The organism is Methylobacterium sp. P1-11 (assembly GCF_008329595.1).
Lineage (GTDB): Bacteria > Pseudomonadota > Alphaproteobacteria > Rhizobiales > Beijerinckiaceae > Methylobacterium.
The window spans coordinates 46,179-63,465 of the sequence record NZ_NPKS01000009.1; the positions used below are offsets into that span (position 1 = coordinate 46,179).

Here is a 17,287-nt window from a genome sequence, read left to right on the forward strand (position 1 = left end):
CCACGAAGAATGTGGCGGCAAAGTCACATTTCCGCATCGAACGTGTTCGGCGATACCGAACTGCTCAAAAATTATGCAATTGCTCTATGTTTGATTTTGTATCAATCGCGTCGCGATGTCAGCTTCACCATGACCGAACCCGAACGAGCTGCGACACCATGCTGAAGCGATCCACCCTGGCCGGCCTGGCCACCGTGCTGCTGTCCTCGACCAGCATCCTCGCGGCCGATCTGTCGGCCCCGGCGCCGGTTCCGGTCGCGCCCCCGGCCGAGCCCTGCAAGGCCACGCTGCTCGGCCCGGCCTACAGCGGCGTGATCAAGGCCAACCCGAACCCGAGCTGTTTCTCCGCGGGGCCGCTGGGCGACCTCTACGTCGGCGGCGCCATCACGGGCTATGGCTACACGCAGTCCAACCCGTTCGCGTCGTTCTCGACTCCGGCGGCGCCCAACGATCGCGACCGCTCGGCTCGGTTCGACTTCTCGAACGTACAGGGCATTATCCAGAAGCCCGAGGGCGCGTTCCAGTTCTACATCCAGGCCGGCGGCTACTCGATCCCGCAGCTCGGCTTCCCCACCCTCGGCACCTTTACCCAGACCGATCTCCTGTTCGGCCCGGTCCCGGTCGCCTTCGGCAAGATCCAGATCAACGATGAATGGTCGGTCCAGGGCGGCCGGATGTTCACCCTGATCGGCACCGAGCTGCTGTTCACGTACCAGAACCTGAACATCAACCGCGGCCTCCTGTTCGTGCAGGAGAACTTCATCAACCAGGGCGTGCAGGTCAATTACAGCAGCGGCCCGCTCTCGGTGTCGCTCGCCGGCACAGACGGCTTCTTCTCCAACGAGATCACGTGGTTTACCGGCAACGTCGCCTACAAGCTCGACGACTTCAACACGATCGGCGTCAACGGCGGCCTGAACGTTGGCCGGACGAACGCCCTCGACCGCAGCCCGCGCTACCAGTTCGCGACGCCGAACCTCCAGCAGAACAGCGGCATCTTCAATATCAACTACACCTACGCGAACGGCCCCTGGATCATCTCGCCGTACTTCCAGTTCACCAACGTTGAGCGTGACCTGCGCGTCGGCATCGCCAATTCGGCCTCGACCTATGGCGGTGCGCTGCTGGCGGCCTACTCGTTCACCGACAATTTCTCCCTGGCCGGCCGCGTCGAGTACACCGAGCAGACCGGCGTCCGCGGTTCGGGCGGAACCAACCTGCTGGGCTTCGGCGCGGGCAGCAACGCCTTCTCGGTCACCGTGACGCCGACCTTCACCTTCGACCGCTACTTCTTCCGGGTGGAATACGCCCATGTCGAACTCGGCGGCATCACCCGCGGCAATCTCGCGGAGGGCACGCTTGGCACCGGCTTCGGCCGTACCGGCAACCGCACCTCGCAGGACCGCTACATGGTCGAGACCGGCATCACCTTCTGATCAGACCGACCAGTCCGGTTCGAAGAACCGGACTTCCGCAAGCCCCCGGCCTCAGGTCCGGGGGTTTTTTATTGTTCGATCGGAAAATTATGGCTTTTCGAGTCGTTTCTGATTGATATCTAGCGTATTGAGGGCAAGAAACATGCGATTTATAGTGAATAATGGCTTGAGGTGGCTTCGGTAGTCTTCGGATCTTCATGTCAAAGGCTTGCGCCTCCGGGGATTCGGGCCGTATAAAGCGACGCCGGGCTTGCCCGTCGAGGGGGATCTTTCGGATGGCTTTGATCGAGGCGCTGTCGGCGACGCTGAGAAGTCTCGCCGCGCCTGGAATGACGCCGAAGGCGTTGCGTGCCGCCCTTAGGGAGAAGCATCCCGACGCGTCCAGGAAGGACGTGGTGCGGGCAGCCTTCTACGCCCTGATCGCGGCGCAGCCCCGAGACGGCGGCGGCCTCGACGAGCTGCACAGTTTCGCGCTGGCGGAGCGCTTACCCGACGACGAGACGTCCTTCGCATTCGGCTCACGACGCACGAAGGCGCGCCGCTACGGGGCATGAGGAAGGCAGCGCAGAGTCCGGCGTCCCATCGAGACTCAGTCGCGTCTGAGCAGGCGGCGGCCCGGCCGATGACCCTCCTCGCCCGTTTCGCGAAAGCCTAGCTTCTCCAGCAAGCCCCAGGACGCCACGTTGGTGGGGCGACACTCCGCCACGATAAGCCGCGCCGGGAAGCGTTCGCCGAGAAGATCAAGGATCGCCGAAACAGCCTCATAGGCGAAGCCACGCCCGCGGGCGGCACCGCCGACCCAATATCCGATCTCGATCGTCCCGGCGCCGCGCAGATGCGTGCCGACGACCCCGGCGAGCGCGTGCGAGGCCCCATCGGGGACACCGTCGCGGGTCCATGCGCCGAGGAAGCAATCCCGGCCTCGCGCACAACTGCGAATCAGGTCTTCTGCATCCTGCAGCGTGAACGGCGTCGGCAGGAAATCCACCGCCGCGGTGATCGCCGGATCGTCGGTGAGTTGGCGCAGGGCCGGTGCATCCGCGACCTGGAGGGGGGCAATTGCGAGACGCGCGGTCTCGATCCGGGGAAGATCGGCAAGGGTGTCGCGCGCGCCGCGGATGGTAAACATGCCTTCGATGTGGTGTGCCGGCCGATTACGAAAAGGGACGAACCCGCCCGCGAGATTCATCCCCGACGCGGCGCGAAAACCGCCGGCATACCTTCGCCTCACGGTCGCAGACATGCTGAACGGGAACGGTTGCTTAACCTGAATCCGTCTTCATTGGCGCATCAGGTTGCGTCAGGCAAACGGGTGCGTCGATGCGGGTGCGCGGTACGGGTCAGATGTTGCGGACGCTGTCGCGCGTCGCGCTCATCGGCATCATCGGCGGGGCGGCCGCCGCCTGTTCGTCGGACGCATCGCGTCTGACCAACCCGTTCTCGAACCCGTTCGATTCGGAGCCCTCCGCCACCGGCAGCCTGCCGGACGGAAGCCTGAAATCCGTGCCGCCGGTCCGGACGGGCCGCATCCAGTCGGAGGCGCTGGGCGCGCCCGGCGCCGCACGCCCGGCCGCGGCCGCGACGCCGGTTCAGACCAACGCCGCCGCTCCCGCGACCCGCGTCGCCTCGACCGGCAAGGTCGGCTGGAGCGCCGAGGGTGGGACACAGATCACCGTGTCGCGCAATGACAGCCTGAACCAGATGTCGACCCGCTTCGGCGTGCCCGCCTCGGCGATCCTGGCTGCCAACGGCCTGTCCAGCGCGAACCAGATCACGCCAGGCCGTCAGATCGTGATCCCGGTCTACAACGCCTCCGGCCTGAATCCCGCTGCGGCCCCGATGTCAGCCCGGCCCGCCCGGGCCGCCGAGGAGAAGCGTGAGGACGCCAAGCAGGTCGAGAGCAAGATCGCGACGAAGCGCGAGGAGGCCAAGGAGGTCGCCCAGAAGCTCGCCGAGGCGAAGGCCGCCAAGGAATCTGCGCAGAAGGCCGCCGCTGCCGAGAAGGAGGCCGAGCGCAAGGAGGCCCTCGCCCGCGACGCCGCCGCCCGCAAGGTCGCCGACACCAAGACCCGCAAGGAGGCCGCCCTGAAGGAGGGTGAGAAGCCGAAGCACGTGCGCCCCGGGCAGGTTGCCAAGGCGGACGACAAGAAGGCGGATCCGAAGGCTGAGGCGAAAGCGAAGGCCGAAGCGAAGGCTCAGGACGCCAGGGCTGAGTCGAAGGCCGCCGCGAAGGCGGAGGCTGCCCAGAAGCTCGCCGAGGCGAAGGCCGCGAAGGAGGCCTCCAAGGAGGCCGCGCAGAAAGCCGCCGCTGCCGAGAAGGTGGAGAAGGTTGCCGCCAAGGAGACACCGAAGCCGGCTTCTGTCGCGGCCGCCACTCCGGCCAAATCCGAGCCTGCCGCGACCGGCTCGGTCGCCGAGGCTTCGGAGAGCTTCCGCTGGCCCGCCAAGGGCCGGGTGATCTCCGGTTACGGCAGTTCCGGCAACGAGGGCATCAACATCGCTGTGCCGGAAGGCACGCCCGTCAAGGCGGCCGAGGAGGGCACGGTCGCTTATGCCGGCTCCGACGTGAAGGGTTACGGCAAGCTTGTCCTAGTGCGGCACGCCAATGGCTACGTCTCGGCCTATGCCCATAACGGCGAGATCGACGTGAAGCCCGGCGACAAGGTCAAGCGCGGCCAGACGATCGCGAAATCTGGAGCCTCCGGCAACGTGACCTCGCCGCAGCTGCACTTCGAGATCCGCAAGGGCGGCTCGCCTGTCGATCCGATGTCGCAGCTCGCCAGCAACTGAGCGGCACTTCCGGTCTGATGCGAGCGGCGGTCCCGGATGGGGCCGCCGTTTTCGCGTTCCGACCGCAAGTCGGAGCCTGCCGATCGCGCCGCGTCCGAGACCACGAGTGCCGCAACGTCGCCGCCTAGGCCTTCGGCTCCTGGAGCGTCCCGTCCGGGCTGTGATGGTCCACGGTCTCGGGCAGCGCCTGCGCCAGGGTCGGGAACAGCTGGTCCACCGGGATGCCGAGCTTCTGCGCCATCTGGCGCACCTGCTCGTTGTCGAGGACCTTGCGCAGGTCCTCGGCGGTGATCGGCTCGTTCGGCCCGCGACCGAGCCAGGAATTGACCTGGCTCTCGTAGCCCGATCGCCGGAGCTGATCGAGCAGCGCGTTGAGCCCGCCGGGCAGGACCTGCTGGATCACGCCCGGCAGCGCCTTGAGAGCGATCTGCCCCAGCGAGCCGCCGAGAGAGTTGAGCAGGCTCATGGAATCCCCCGTCGGATCGTCGACCGGTGGGATTCTAGGGCGATGTCCGGGAAGGAGGAGGGCCGGCGGTCTGCTGCGCGACGGTGTGAGCCGCAATTCGGTCGACAGCCGCGACCTCTGGCGCGCTAAGCGACACCGGACATCGGTCGAAGGCCGGCGGTCGTGAGGTCCCTGGCGCAGTCATTCGTGCACGTGATCACGGCCGGCGCGGCCCTGGCGTTGCCGGCTTTCAGGACGGCGCATTCGCCGGAGCGCCCCCTCGCGCCCGCCGTGTTCCTGCGGCCGCTCTGCGGTCCGTGCCGGCATTGTAGGGGTGTTTGCCCCAAAAACGGTCAACCCGCCTGATGCCGCTCTACGAAGCGGGTCTGCTGCCTAAGCTGCGCAACAGTACCACCCCTGATGTGACGCGTCGTCCCGTCAGGCTCGGCCGATCAGCGGACCTGCGTGCTGAAATTCGGCTGCGGCATCAGGCGCCCGTTCTCGCTCTGGCCCGCGATCGCGGCCGGCAGAAATTCCGCGAGCACCGTGGGAACCCGACCCTCCGGAACGCTCAGATCGTAGGCGAGGCGCTCGGCCACGCCTTCCGGCAGGCAGGCGGCGAGCGCGGAGGCCGGCACCGCCTGCCGCTCGCCACCCGAGAGCCAGGACTCCACCGCGGCGCCATGGCCGGCCTGGCGCAGGCTGTCGAGAAAGGCAGCAAGGCCGCCGGGATGAAACTTCGCCATGGATAGGGCGAGCTTGCCGCTGCCGGTTTCTTCGAGGACCCGATCGGCCGCCGCGACCACATCACCGATCAGGTTCTTCGCACCGTCGAGCAGACCCATGTTTCTCCACCGTCGCGCCTCTTCGTCGCACGATGAAGTCGGGCGCGGACCCGCGGCGGCAAGCGCATGCGGCATTTGCGCGGCAAACCCGGTAAGCTCGCAGCGTCACGAATCCGAGAGCCATTCATGAAGCGCGTGCGGGCCGGCGTCCTGGAGGTCGCCTATCTGGAGATCGGGCCGCCCGACGGGCCGCCCGCGGTGCTGCTCCACGGCTTCCCCTACGATGTCCACGCCTGCGGAAACGCGGCCGCGCAGCTCGCCGCCGACGGGGTCCGCTGCCTCGTACCGTCCCTGCGTGGCTACGGCACAACGCGATTCTTGGACCCCGCCACGCCGCGCTCCGGAGAGCAGGCGGCGCTCGGCGCCGACCTTCTTGCCTTCCTTGATGCCCTTGGCGTCGAGCGGGCCGTGCTCGCCGGCTTCGATTGGGGTGGCCGGGCCGCCTGCGTGGCGTCGGCGCTCTGGCCGGAACGAGCCCGCGGGCTCGTGAGCTGCGGCGTCGGCTACAACATCCAGAACATTCCGGCCGCGGGACGGCCCGCCGCGCCGGAGAACGAGCACCGTCTCTGGTACCAGTACTACCTCCACGGTGCGCGCGGCCGCGCTGGCCTCGCCGAGAACCGGGACGCCTTCTGCCGCCTGCTCTGGCAGCTCTGGTCGCCAACCTGGGCGTTCGACGCGGAGACCTTCGCGCGGACCGCCCGCGCCTTCGACAATCCCGACTTCGTCGACGTGGTGGTGCATTCCTACCGCCACCGCTTCGGGCTCGTGCCGGGCGATCCGGCGCTGGTGGAGATCGAGGCGCGGCTGGCGGCACAGCCGACGATTGCCGTGCCGTCGATCGTGCTGCTCGGCGCCGACGACGGCGTCGCGCCGCCGTCTGCGGCCGACACGGAGGCCAGGCACTTCACCGGCCCGTACCGGCGTGAGATCGTCGCGGGGGTGGGGCACAACTTTCCCCAGGAGGCACCTGACGCCTTCGCGGCGGCGGTGCGCGCCCTGCTGTGACGCCGCCGCCGATGCCCGTCGCTTCGACGTTGCTTTCGGGAAGGCCCTGGCTATAGTCCGCGCGCTTTTCGACAGGTCTGCCCACGCCGAAAACCGGCGGCAGGCCCGATCGCCATTTGCAGGAGACGCTCGTTGATCACCCCCGCCTTCGCGCAAGGGGCCGGTACGGCCGCTGGCGGAGCGGAGATCGCCTTTCAGGTGATCCCGTTCGTCCTCATCTTCGTGATCATGTACTTCCTGATCCTGCGGCCGCAGCAGAAGCGGGTCAAGGATCACCAGACCCTGCTCAAGTCCGTGCGCCGGGACGACACGGTCGTCACCAATGGTGGCCTCATCGGGCGCGTGACCAAGGCGTCGGACGACCAGCCCGAGATCGAAGTCGAGATCGCCCCGAACGTGCGTGTGCGGGTGGTCCGGTCGATGATCTCGGAGGTCCGCGCCAAGGGCACGGTGAAGGCCGCCTGAATCCCTAGATTGAACCGGCCGGCGTCCTGCGCCGGCCCAAAAGAGAAAAAGACGGCCGATGCTGCGCTTCTCCCGTGCGAAGATCATCGCGACGCTGGGCTTGATCCTGGTGGGGCTGATGCTCGCCGTGCCGAGCTTCTTCTCGCCCGAGCAGCGCAAGAGCTTCGTCGCCGGCCTGCCCTCGTGGTTCCCGAGCTGGGTCGTGCCGACCCGCGCCATCGTGCTCGGCCTCGACCTTCAGGGCGGCTCGCAACTCCTCCTCGAAGTCGATCAGAACGAGCTGATTGCCTCCCAGGCCAAGGCCCTGCGCGACGACGTGCGCCGGGTGCTCCAGCAGGAGAACGTCCGGGCCGACGGCGGCATTGGCCTGCTCCAGCGTGGCGTCCAGGTGAAAGTCGCCGACGACGCGGCCCGGGCCAAGGTCCTGCCGAAGCTTCAGGAACTGTCGCTGCCGATCACCACGTCGCTCGGCCAGACGGCGGCCCGGACCCTCGACATCTCCGAGCAGCCCGGCGGCGTGATCCGCCTGACGCTGACCGATGCCGGCATCACCGACCGGACCCGCCGGGCGGTGAGCCAGGGCATCGAGGTCATCCGGCGCCGCCTCGATTCCACCGGCACCACCGAGCCGTCGATCCAGCAGCAGGGCGCCGACCGGATCCTGATCCAAGTGCCGGGCGAGCAGAACCCCGAGCGGCTCGAGAGGCTCCTCGGCTCCACCGCCAAGCTCGAGTTCCGCATGCTCGCCGACAGCCCGTCCGGCGACGTCGACATGCTGCCGTCGAAGGACGAGAAGGGCGCGAAGGTACCGGTCGAGCGCCGGGTGATGGCCGATGGCGGCGAACTGACCGACGCGCAGCCGTCCTTCGACCAGCAATCCCACGAGCCGATGGTGAGCTTCAAGTTCAACCTGCGCGGGGCTCAGCGCTTCGGGCAGGCGACCTCGGAGAATGTCGGCCGGCGCATGGCAATCGTGCTCGACAACGAGGTGGTGTCGGCGCCCGTGATCCGCTCGGCGATCACCGGCGGCTCGGGCCAGATCACCGGCAACTTCACGGTCCAGCAGGCCAATGACCTCGCGGTGCTGCTCCGGGCCGGCGCGCTGCCGGCCAAGTTTACCGTGGTCGAGCGCCGCGTCGTCGGACCGGGTCTTGGCCGCGACTCGATCGAGGCCGGCAAGCTCGCGACCCTGGTGGCGGCGGCCCTCGTGGTCGCCTTCATGTTCGCCACCTACGGCACCTTCGGCTTCATCGCCAACATCGCCCTCATGGTCCATGTCGGGCTGATCCTGGGCCTGATGTCTGTCCTGGAAGCGACCATGACGCTGCCGGGCATCGCCGGCATCGTGCTGACCATCGGCACCGCGGTCGATTCCAACGTGCTGATCTACGAGCGCATGCGCGAGGAGAGTCATGCTGGCCGCTCGCTGATCTCGGCGCTCCAGGCGGGCTTCGACCGGGCCTTCGCCACGATCATCGACTCGAACTCGACCATGGCGATCGCCGCCCTGATCCTGTTCTTCCTCGGCTCGGGCCCGGTGAAGGGCTTCGCCGTGGTCTTCATCCTCGGCATCCTGACGACGGTCATCACTGCCGTGACGCTGACCCGGATGATGATTGCGGTGTGGTACAAGACCTTCCGGCCGAAGGCCCTGCCGTTCTGAACGAGTTCACTTTCGGGAGACGCATCACCGGCGGAAAGGCCGCTCCAGACCATCACCTTGTCCTGAGGTGCCCGCGTCAGCGGGCCTCGAAGGAGCGCTCCAGGAGGCGCAGCGATCCCTGGAAGCCTCCTTCGAGGCCTCCGCTTCGCTTCGGCAGCTCAGGATGAGGGTGAAGGTGGGACGAACGGGTCGGTGCTGAGATCTCCCAAACGTTAGGTCCGTTTCCATGCGCCTGCTTCGCCTCTGGCCCGATGAATCGCATTTCGACTTCATGCGATTCCGGCGCTTCACCTTCCCGCTCTCGGCGGTGCTGTCGCTCGCGACCGTGGCGCTGTTCCTGTCGATCGGGCTGAATTTCGGCATCGACTTCAAGGGCGGGACCCTGGTCGAGCTGCAGGCGAAGTCCGGCACGGCCGACGTGGCCTCGATCCGGCACACGGCCGCCGGCTTCGGCTTCGGCGAGCCGGAGGTGCAGGAGCTCGGCAACCAGGGCACCGTGCTGGTCCGCCTGCCGCTCCAGCCCGGCGAGCAGGGCCAGACCGCGGTAATGAACAAGGCGCACGCCGCCTTCGACAAGGATTACGATTTCCGCCGCACCGAGACCGTCGGTCCGCGCGTCTCCGGCGAATTGGTCCAGTCCGGCACGCTCGGCGTGGTGCTCTCGGTCGTGGCGGTGTTGCTCTACCTGTGGTTCCGGTTCGAGCGGGAATTGGCGCTCGGCGCCATCGTGGGCACCCTCCACGACATCGTGCTGACGGTCGGCGTGTTCATCATCACGCGCATCGAGTTCAACATGACCTCGATCGCCGCGATCCTGACGATCGTGGGCTACTCGCTCAACGAAACCGTGGTGGTGTTCGACCGGACCCGCGAGCTCATGCGCCGGTACAAGACCATCCCCACCGTCGACCTGCTCAACCTGTCGATCAACTCGACCATGTCGCGCACCGTGATGACGTCGATCTCGTCCTCCCTGTCGCTGCTGGCGCTGGTGCTGTTCGGCGGCGAGGCGATCAAGGGCTTCGCCGTGGTGATGCTCTGCGGCGTCCTGATTTGCACCTACTCGGCGATCTTCATCTCGACGCCGGTGTTGATCTACCTGGGGCTGATGCTCTCGGGCGCCCGCGCGGCGGCCGAGCGGTCGGGCGTCCCGCAACCCGCGGAGTAGTTTGTTTCGAACATGGCCGAGCGGGAGACCCCGAAGAGCTTCGATTCCGGCTTCGTGCCGGGGCGCCACATCATCGACACCTACGGCAATGGCGGCTTCCGCTTCGCCGGCATGTCGCATCGCGGCTCGATCCTGATGCTGCCCTCGGGCGTGCGCGCGTGGGACGTGCTGGAGCCCCGGGCGATCGACCGCACGGCGCTTCGCCCGGTCCAGGCTGAGGCGGCAGGAATCGAATTGCTGCTCGTCGGCACCGGCCTCGACATCGCGGCGATCGACCCGGCCCTGCGGAGCTGGCTCAGGGATTACGGCGTCGGGCTCGACGTGATGCAGACCGGGGCCGCGGCCCGCACCTACAACATCCTCGTGGCCGAGAACCGCAAGGTCGCGGCCGCGCTGATTGCGGTGGCCTGATGCCGGAGGTCGACGGCAGGACGGCTGAGACTGGACTCGCCTTCGCGCAGTCTCATTGCGAGGATCTCGTGCGGACCGGCGACCCGGACCGCTACTACGCGACTCTGTTCGCCCCGGCCGCCGCACGGCCGCATCTCTTCGCCCTCTACGCCTTCAGCCTGACCATCGCGCGGGTGCGCGAGGCCGTCTCGAACCCCATGGCCGGCGAGATCCGCCTGCAATGGTGGCGCGACGCCCTCCAGGGCGAGGCGCGGGGCGACGTGCGCGCGAACCCGGTGGCGGCCGCCCTGGAAGAGGCGATCCGGGTGAACCGCCTCGGGCGGCAGCCCTTCGTCGACTTGATCGATGCCCGTGTCTTCGACCTCTACGAGGATCCGATGCCGCGGGTGAACGACCTGGAAGGGTATTGCGGCGAGACCGCCTCGGCCCTGTTCCGGCTGGCGAGCCTCGTGATCGGCAACGGCACCGAGCCGGGCGGCGCGGGCGCGGCCGGCCATGCCGGGGTCGCCTACGGGATGACCGGGCTCCTGCGGGCCCTGCCCTGGCACGCGCGCGCGGGGCAGGTCTACCTGCCCGCAGACATCCTCGGCCGCTACGGCGTCACCCGGGAGGACATCGTCACCGGCCGCGGCGGGCCTGGCCTACGCCGGGCTTGTGCCGATCTGCGCGACCTCGCCCGCCAGCATCTCAAGGCCTTCGAGGCGGCGCGCCCGACCATCGCGCCCTCTGCGGGGGCCGCGTTCCTGCCGGTGGCCCTAGTGGAGCCCTACCTTTCCACCATGGAGCGGGCCTCCTACGATCCGCTCAACACGCCCACGGAGCTGCCGCGCTGGCGCCGCCTGTGGCGTCTCTGGCGGGCAGCGCGGCGGGTGGGGTAAAGGTCGCTGCGCTCGCGATGACGGCTCGGCGTCAGAGAAGCTGCGCCAGCCCCGGGACCAGCCTCGGGAGACGGGCCGACGCGCCTGGTTCCGGCTCGGCCTCCGGCGTCGCCAGCACGGCGACCCGGCAACCCCCCGCGCCGTTGAGACCCGTCACCAGCCGGCCGCCGGGTTCGAGGGCCGCGCGCCAATGCGGCGGAATCGCTGCGATGCTGCCGTGGACCAGGATGCGGTCAAAGCCCCCGTCCGGCAGCTCCGGGGCGAGCCCGTCGGCCCGGACGACATGCACTTCGGACAGGGCGGCGAGCCGCCGCGTCGCCGCCCCGGCCAGCGAGGTGTACCGCTCCAGGCTGAGCACCGCCCCCGCGCCCAGCTGGGCCAGCAGGGCGGTCACGTAGCCCGAGCCCGTGCCGATCTCCAGGACGCGCTGGCCCGACTCGAGGCGCAGAAGCGTCAGCATGAGCGCCACCGTTGACGGCGCCGTCATCGACGCGCCGCAGGGCAGGGGCAGAGCGATGTCGCGCCGTGCATGCTCCCGATGCTGCGGCGGCGCGAAGGCGTCCCGCGGCACCTGTTCCATGGCTCTCAGCACCGCGGTGTCGCGCAGGCCGCGCCCGCGCAGCGCCATCACAAAGGCCGCATTGCCGGCAGCCTCCTCCAGGCTGCCCAGATCGATCACTCGGCGAAGGCCTGCGCGAAGCGCGTCAGGGTCGGCTCGTCGGTGAGGTCGAGGCGTAGCGGCGTCACCGAAATCCGCTTCTCCGCGATGGCCTTGAGATCCGAGCCGTGGCCCGGCTCGAACCGGGCCTTGGCGAAGGCCAGCCAGAAATACGGGTTGCCGCGCCCGTCCACCCGCGCGTCGATCGACAGCAGCGCCTGGTTGCGGAAGCCCTGCGCCGCAACCGCGATGCCCTGCACGTCGGCCGGTTCGCAATCCGGAAAATTCACGTTGACCAGAATGCCGGGCTCGATTCCGGTCTCCAGGATCTTCCGGACGACCTTCGCGCCGTGCGTCCGGGCGCAGTCCCACTTGAGCGCGCCGCGCCCGCCCGCGCCGTAGGCCTGGCTCAGCGCGATGGAGCGGATGCCGAGGATTGTCCCCTCCATGGCGGCCGCGATCGTCCCGGAATAAGTCACGTCCTCGGCGACGTTCTGGCCGCGGTTGACGCCGGACAGGACGAGATCCGGCCCATGATCGCCGAGGATGTGGCGCACGCCCAGGATCACGCAGTCCGACGGGGTGCCCTTCACGGCGAAGCGCTGCTCCGAGACCTGCCGCAGCCGCAGCGGGTCGTTGAGTGAGAGGGAATGCGACACGCCGGATTGATCGCTCTCCGGAGCCACCACCCAGACGTCGTCCGAGAGCTGCCGGGCGATCTCCTCCAGGGTGGTGAGGCCCGGCGCGTGGATGCCGTCGTCGTTAGTGACCAGGATGCGCATCAGCGGGTGCCCTCGATCCGGTTGAGCCCGCCCATGTAGGGGTGGAGCACCGACGGGACTGTGATGCTCCCGTCCGGGTTCTGGTAGTTCTCCATCACGGCGATGAGCGCGCGGCCGACCGCCACGCCCGAGCCGTTGAGGGTGTGAATATAGGCCGGCTTGCCGTCCTTGCCGCGGTAGCGAGCGTTCATCCGCCGGGCCTGGAAGTCGCCGCAGACCGAGCAGGACGAGATCTCGCGGTGGGTGCGCTGGCCCGGCACCCAGACCTCGATGTCGTAGGTCTTCTGGGAGGCAAAGCCCATGTCGCCGGTGCAGAGCGTCATCACCCGGTAGGGTAGATCGAGCTTCTTCAACACGGCCTCGGCGCTGGTCAGCATCCGCTCGTGCTCATTGGCGGATTCCTCCGGCGTCGTGATCGAGACCAGCTCGACCTTGCTGAACTGGTGCTGGCGCAGCATGCCGCGCGTGTCGCGCCCCGCGGCCCCGGCCTCGGCGCGGAAACAGGGCGTCAGCGCGGTGAAGCGCAGGGGCAGCTCCTCCTCGCGGAGGATCGCCTCGCGGACGAGGTTCGTCAGCGGCACCTCGGCGGTGGGCACGAGCCAGAAATGCTCGTCGCTGACGGGCGCGGACTCCGCGCCGGCCTGCCCCTGCAGGGACTTGACGTAATCGAGACCCTTGAAGACCGAGAACTGGTCGTCCTCGAACTTCGGCAGCTGCGCGGTGCCGAACATGGCGGCGTCGCGCACCAGCACCGGCGGCGCCACCTCCAGGTAGCCGTGCTCCTGCGTGTGCAGGTCGAGCATGAACTGGCCGAGCGCCCGCTCGAGCCGCGCGAGCTGACCTTTCAGCACCACGAAGCGCGAGCCGGACAACTTGGCCGCCGCCTCGAAATCCATCAGGCCCGAGGCCTCGCCGAGCTCGAAATGCTCCTTGCCCTCGTTCAGCCGCTCGCGCGTCGCGGCGTGGCTGCGATAGAGGACGTTGCCGTGCTCGTCGGCGCCGTCCGGCACGTCGGGCTTCGGCCGGTTCGGGATCGCGGCGAGCCGGTCGGCCAGGATCTTGTCGGCCGCATCCTGCGCGGCTTTCAGCTCCGGCTCGGCACTTTTCAAAGCCGCGACCTCCGCCATCAGGGCGGTAGCGCGGTCTTCGTCCTTCGCCTTCTTGGCGCCGCCGATCTCCTTGGCCAGGGCGTTGCGCCGCTCCTGATTGGCCTGCGCGGCCGAAACGGACGATTTCCGCGCCTCGTCGAGCGCGATCAGCTCGGCCGAGAGCGGCGCGAGGCCCCGGCGGGCGAGGTCGCGGTCGAAGGCGTCCGGGTTCTCCCGGATAGCGCGGATGTCGTGCATCGAGTCGGCTCGGGTCTTCTGCGCGGCGTCGAGCGCGCGGGCCCCGCTTTGCCGCATCGCGTCCGGTGGGACAAGCGCGCGGCAGCGTCCGAGCCGCCCGTCAGCCCTTCGGCGGCGCGAGCTTGAGCTGGTCGATCGCCCAGAGCCACGTCCCGTCCGGCTGCTCGCGGGCGACCTCCACCGAGAACGCGCCGTTGGGCAGCCGCGCGAAGGTCATGGCCAGCCCGCCGTTGCGCAGGGGCGGCGGCGTCTCCGGTGCCGGGAAATCGGATTTGCGCGCCAGCAGGTCGGCGTAGAAGCTCCGGATCTGGGCGTGACCCGTGGCGACGACGCGGCCCGCCGCCAGCACCGCGTCGGGCTCGTAGAGGGCGACGAGACCCTCGACGTCGCCGGCATTGGCGCGTCGGTTGAACAGGGCAGCGAGGTCCTCGGGGGCGCGGGCGGGCTCTCGCGTGTGATCCGTCATGGCGTCTCCTCGTCCGGCTTCGGCGGCCGGTTGATGTTGCGGCAATGCGCCGGGCGGCCGATTTGTCCCCGGCATCGGTCATTTCAGGCGCGTGCCGTCGCGGTCGGCCACCGAGACGGCCACCGGGATCCCGGCCTTCACGCTCTCCGAGACGGTGCAGAACCGCTCGAACTGCGCGATCACCCGGTCGATCCGCGGCATCTCGGCGGCCGCTGCCCCGAGCTGGATGTGGACGCCGATCCCGGTGACGCGCAGCCGTCCCTCGGCGTTGCGCTCCACCCGGCAGGACGCCTCGGCGGCGACGCCGCGCGCCTCCTGGCGGAACTTGCCCAGGGCGAAGACGAGGCTGGCGCAGAGGCAGTTGGCGACGCCGGAGATCAGCAGCTGCTCGGGGAAGGGCCCGGTCCCGCCGCCGATCGGCGGCGCCTCGTCGGTGAGGAGCGCCGGCAGGGCCGCGCCGAAATCGACGGTGAAGACGTAATCCGCGACTTGGGTGATCCGGATCGTCGGCCCCGTATCCATCGATGCTCCCCGGCGGGCGCGTGGCTCGACCTGCCGGGATATCCAACGCCCGATGCGGGTTCGCGTTCGGAAGGTCCGCGCCATGCATGGGGACACGGATGATTTCGCTGGATCTTCCCCGTAGAACCGGCGGCCTGACCGACCCGGAAGCGAACCCCCCGATCCGATGACGAGCCCCGCGACCCTCGACGCCCTGATGCCCCTCCTGGAGCGCATCGCCACCGCCCTGGAGCGGGCGGCCCCCGCCGCCCCGCCGGCCTTCGACCCGAACGCCGCCGACGCCTTCCTGTGGGGGCCGGAGCGGCGGCTGACCCCGGTGCCGCAGGTGGCGCGGGTGGAGATGGGCCTGCTCACCGGCATCGACCGGGCGCGCGACATCCTGGTGGAAAACACCGAGCGCTTCGCCCGGGGCCTGCCGGCCAACAACGCCCTGCTGTGGGGCGCCCGCGGCATGGGCAAGTCCTCGCTGGTCAAGGCGGCCCATGCGGAGATCAACGCCCGCCGGCCCGCCGGCAGCCTGCCGATGAAGCTCGTGGAGATCCACCGCGAGGACATCGAGGCGCTGCCGGACCTGATGGCCCTGCTCCGGCCGGACCCGCACCGCTGGCTCGTCTACTGCGACGACCTCTCCTTCGACGCCGACGACACCTCGTACAAGTCGCTCAAGACCGCCCTCGACGGCGGTATCGAGGGGCGGCCCGGCAATGTGCTATTCTACGCCACCTCCAACCGTCGGCATCTCCTCGCCCGCGACATGATGGAGAACGAGCGCTCCACTGCGATCAATCCCGGCGAGGCTGTGGAGGAGAAGGTCTCGCTCTCGGACCGGTTCGGCCTCTGGCTCGGCTTCCACAAGTGCAGCCAGGACGAGTACCTGGCGATGATCCGCGCCTATGCCGACCGCTATCGCCTGGATGTCCCGCAGGAGCAGCTGCGCGCCGAATCCCTCGAATGGGCCACGACGCGCGGCTCACGCTCGGGCCGCACCGCCTTCCAGTTCATCCAGGATCTGGCCGGGCGGCTCGGAAAGACGCTGGACTGACGAGGTCTAGCGCCCGCTCGACCCAAATCCCCCTGCGCCTCGCTCTGAGCCGGGGCCGGGCGCGCCTTCCAGGACCGTCAGCACCGGCCGGGTGATCCGCGTGAAGACGAGCTGGGCGATCCGCTCGCCCGGCGCAATCTGGACCGGTTCCGCGTCGCCGCGGTTCCAGGCGGAGATCATCAGCGGGCCCTCGTAATCCGCATCGATGACGCCGGTGCCGTTGCCGAGCACGAGGCCCTCGCGGTGGCCGCGCCCCGAGCGGGGGAAGATCAGCCCGCACCAGTCGGGGTCGCGGATCAGCACGCTGAAGCCCGCCGGAATGAGGGCCGGCTGGGCCCGCGGCGGCAGGATCAGCGGCGCGTCGAGACAGGCGTACAGGTCGAGGCCTGCCGATGCGGCGGTCCCCCAGCGCGGAAAGCCCCAGCTGGTCAGTCGCGGATCGAGCAGCCGCAGGCCGACCTCGGGAAGGCCGCTCACGCGCCGAGCCGCGCGATCGCCGCGGCCATGGCGAGCGTCCGGCGGGCGGCCTCGACATGGAGGCGCTCGACCATCTTCCCATCCACCGCGACGACCCCGCGCTCACGGTTCTCCGGCGCGTCGAAGACGTCCATCAACCGGCGCGCCCGCGCGATCTCGTCGGCATCCGGCCCGAAGGCCGCGTTGGCCGGGCCGATCTGGCTCGGGTGGATCAGCATCTTGCCGTCGAAGCCGAGGTCGCGCCCCTGCGCGCATTCGGCCTCGAGCCCGGCCGCGTCGTTAAGGTCGGTGAAGACGCCGTCGATCGCCTCAATCTCGTAGGCCCGGGCGGCGGCCAGCACGGTCATCAGCCAGGGGATCAGGGCGGCCCGACCCGGCGGCCGGATCCGGGATGCCTTCAGCAGGTCGTTCGGGCCGATTACCAGGGCGCCGAGCCGCCCGTCCACGTCCCGGGCCGCGCCGGCGATCTCGGCGGCGTTGACCACCGCCATCGGCGTCTCGATCATCGCCCAGACCCGCGTCGCCAGCGGCGCGCCGAGCCGGCGCAGGCGTGAGCCCACGGCGATCAACGTGTCGGATGTGCGGACCTTCGGCACCAGGATCGCGTCCGGGGCGGCCTGCGCGAGCGCGACGAGATCGGCCTCGCCGTCCTCGGTCTCGGGCGGGTTGATCCGGACCACGATCTCGCGCTGGCCGAAGCCGCGCGCGGCCACTGCGGCGGCGACCTGGGTGCGGGCTGCCGCCTTCACGGCGGGAGCGGTGCCGTCCTCGAGGTCGATCAGGATCACGTCGGCGGGCAGCGACCGCGCCTTTTCAAGTGCGCGGGCGTTGGAGCCCGGCATCGCCAGAACGCTGCGACGGGGACGGATCTCGCTCATCACGCTT

General features: G+C 69.1%; 20 protein-coding genes. 10 read left to right on the forward strand and 10 right to left on the reverse strand.

Translation table 11 applies throughout. The features are described 5' to 3' along the window. The first annotated feature begins 158 nt into the window (after positions 1–158). Positions 159–1,436 (forward strand): porin, encoded by a 1,278-nt coding sequence (locus CIW48_RS11275; RefSeq protein ID WP_091783832.1) that lies wholly within the window; start codon positions 159–161, stop codon positions 1,434–1,436. A gap of 275 nt (positions 1,437–1,711) precedes the next feature. After that, positions 1,712–1,990: a hypothetical protein gene (locus CIW48_RS11280; protein WP_197739349.1), complete on the forward strand. Its 279-nt coding sequence runs from the start codon at positions 1,712–1,714 to the stop codon at positions 1,988–1,990. Between the two features lie 35 nt (positions 1,991–2,025). Here the strand turns inward: CIW48_RS11280 and CIW48_RS11285 are convergent, their stop codons facing one another. Continuing rightward, entirely contained in the window at positions 2,026–2,565 is a 540-nt protein-coding gene (locus CIW48_RS11285) for a GNAT family N-acetyltransferase (protein ID WP_149310970.1), read from the reverse strand. Between the two features lie 191 nt (positions 2,566–2,756). Here CIW48_RS11285 and CIW48_RS11290 point away from each other — a divergent pair, with 191 nt between their 5' ends. Further along, positions 2,757–4,226: a peptidoglycan DD-metalloendopeptidase family protein gene (locus CIW48_RS11290; RefSeq protein WP_149310863.1), complete on the forward strand. Its 1,470-nt coding sequence runs from the start codon at positions 2,757–2,759 to the stop codon at positions 4,224–4,226. Between the two features lie 124 nt (positions 4,227–4,350). Here CIW48_RS11290 and CIW48_RS11295 read toward each other — a convergent pair whose 3' ends face one another. Both CIW48_RS11295 and CIW48_RS11300 read right to left on the reverse strand, forming a co-directional pair. Beyond that, entirely contained in the window at positions 4,351–4,692 is a 342-nt protein-coding gene (locus CIW48_RS11295) for a YidB family protein (RefSeq protein ID WP_149310864.1), read from the reverse strand. Between the two features lie 431 nt (positions 4,693–5,123). Beyond that, positions 5,124–5,516: a YidB family protein gene (locus tag CIW48_RS11300; RefSeq protein ID WP_149310865.1), complete on the reverse strand. Its 393-nt coding sequence runs from the start codon at positions 5,514–5,516 to the stop codon at positions 5,124–5,126. Between the two features lie 126 nt (positions 5,517–5,642). Here CIW48_RS11300 and CIW48_RS11305 point away from each other — a divergent pair, with 126 nt between their 5' ends. The 6 genes from CIW48_RS11305 to CIW48_RS11330 all read left to right on the forward strand — a co-directional run bounded on the left by CIW48_RS11305 (position 5,643) and on the right by CIW48_RS11330 (position 11,109). Continuing rightward, a complete protein-coding gene (locus tag CIW48_RS11305; RefSeq protein ID WP_149310866.1) occupies positions 5,643–6,524 on the forward strand; it encodes an alpha/beta hydrolase in 882 nt (293 codons plus the stop codon). Between the two features lie 132 nt (positions 6,525–6,656). Further along, complete coding sequence (gene yajC, locus CIW48_RS11310; RefSeq protein ID WP_149310867.1) at positions 6,657–6,989, forward strand: preprotein translocase subunit YajC; 333 nt, start codon at positions 6,657–6,659, stop codon at positions 6,987–6,989. A 58-nt stretch (positions 6,990–7,047) separates the two neighbouring features. Next, positions 7,048–8,652: a protein translocase subunit SecD gene (secD, locus tag CIW48_RS11315; RefSeq protein WP_149310868.1), complete on the forward strand. Its 1,605-nt coding sequence runs from the start codon at positions 7,048–7,050 to the stop codon at positions 8,650–8,652. A 226-nt stretch (positions 8,653–8,878) separates the two neighbouring features. Then, a complete protein-coding gene (secF, locus tag CIW48_RS11320; RefSeq protein ID WP_091783862.1) occupies positions 8,879–9,820 on the forward strand; it encodes a protein translocase subunit SecF in 942 nt (313 codons plus the stop codon). Positions 9,821–9,832: 12 nt separating this feature from the next. Continuing rightward, the gene (locus tag CIW48_RS11325) at positions 9,833–10,231 is read left to right on the forward strand and encodes an MTH938/NDUFAF3 family protein (RefSeq protein WP_149310869.1); all 399 of its coding nucleotides are present in this window, start codon (positions 9,833–9,835) and stop codon (positions 10,229–10,231) included. After that, complete coding sequence (locus CIW48_RS11330) at positions 10,231–11,109, forward strand: phytoene/squalene synthase family protein (protein ID WP_149310870.1); 879 nt, start codon at positions 10,231–10,233, stop codon at positions 11,107–11,109. Before CIW48_RS11325 ends, CIW48_RS11330 begins: the two co-directional genes overlap by 1 nt. Positions 11,110–11,140: 31 nt before the next feature. Here the strand turns inward: CIW48_RS11330 and CIW48_RS11335 are convergent, their stop codons facing one another. From CIW48_RS11335 to CIW48_RS11355, 5 genes are all read right to left on the reverse strand, one after another. Then, entirely contained in the window at positions 11,141–11,788 is a 648-nt protein-coding gene (locus tag CIW48_RS11335) for a methyltransferase domain-containing protein (RefSeq protein WP_149310871.1), read from the reverse strand. Then, complete coding sequence (surE, locus tag CIW48_RS11340; RefSeq protein ID WP_149310872.1) at positions 11,785–12,549, reverse strand: 5'/3'-nucleotidase SurE; 765 nt, start codon at positions 12,547–12,549, stop codon at positions 11,785–11,787. Before surE ends, CIW48_RS11335 begins: the two co-directional genes overlap by 4 nt. Further along, complete coding sequence (serS, locus tag CIW48_RS11345) at positions 12,549–13,895, reverse strand: serine--tRNA ligase (RefSeq protein ID WP_149310971.1); 1,347 nt, start codon at positions 13,893–13,895, stop codon at positions 12,549–12,551. The genes surE and serS overlap by 1 nt, the downstream gene beginning before the upstream one ends. Before the next feature lie 100 nt (positions 13,896–13,995). After that, complete coding sequence (locus CIW48_RS11350) at positions 13,996–14,361, reverse strand: nuclear transport factor 2 family protein (protein WP_091783878.1); 366 nt, start codon at positions 14,359–14,361, stop codon at positions 13,996–13,998. Positions 14,362–14,439: 78 nt separating this feature from the next. Then, positions 14,440–14,883: an OsmC family protein gene (locus tag CIW48_RS11355; RefSeq protein WP_149310873.1), complete on the reverse strand. Its 444-nt coding sequence runs from the start codon at positions 14,881–14,883 to the stop codon at positions 14,440–14,442. 166 nt (positions 14,884–15,049) lie between these two features. Between CIW48_RS11355 and CIW48_RS11360 the strand changes: the two genes are divergently transcribed. After that, positions 15,050–15,925 (forward strand): ATP-binding protein, encoded by an 876-nt coding sequence (locus tag CIW48_RS11360; RefSeq protein WP_149310874.1) that lies wholly within the window; start codon positions 15,050–15,052, stop codon positions 15,923–15,925. Positions 15,926–15,931: 6 nt separating this feature from the next. On the opposite strand, the gene dut is transcribed toward CIW48_RS11360, so the two are convergent. Together dut and CIW48_RS11370 are read right to left on the reverse strand one after the other, a co-directional pair. Continuing rightward, positions 15,932–16,402, reverse strand: a complete 471-nt coding sequence (gene dut / locus CIW48_RS11365) for a dUTP diphosphatase (RefSeq protein ID WP_149310875.1) — start codon at positions 16,400–16,402, stop codon at positions 15,932–15,934. After that, positions 16,399–17,280, reverse strand: coding sequence for a CoA ester lyase (locus CIW48_RS11370; RefSeq protein ID WP_149310876.1), 882 nt, complete (start codon positions 17,278–17,280; stop codon positions 16,399–16,401). Before CIW48_RS11370 ends, dut begins: the two co-directional genes overlap by 4 nt. Positions 17,281–17,287 lie beyond the last annotated feature (7 nt).